At 51.0% G+C, this 245-nt stretch carries 1 rRNA gene; it reads right to left on the bottom strand.

The window, feature by feature from the left end:
* Window positions 1-245 (bottom strand): 16S ribosomal RNA (locus ACTHSL_RS14050); the annotation flags it as partial.

The following is a 245-nucleotide window of genomic DNA, read 5'->3' as shown; positions in this document are numbered from 1 at the left end:
ACTGTTCCCCATGATATCAACGGATTTCACCCCTACACCATGAGTTCCGCACACCTCTCACATACTCAAGCACTACCGTTTCGCAGGCATTCCCGATGTTAAGCACCGGTCTTTCACCCACGACTAATAATGCCACCTACTCACCCTTTACGCCCAATAATTCCGGATAACGCTTGGGGCTCTCGTATTACCGCTCCTGCTGGCACGAGATTGGGAGCCCCTTATTCCTCAGGTACCGTCAAAAT

Source organism: Neisseria sp. P0008.S010 (assembly GCF_051962715.1).
Classification (GTDB): domain Bacteria; phylum Pseudomonadota; class Gammaproteobacteria; order Burkholderiales; family Neisseriaceae; genus Neisseria; species Neisseria elongata.
The sequence above is the reverse complement of the archived record's forward strand: the minus strand, read 5'-3'. Positions and strand labels throughout refer to the sequence as shown.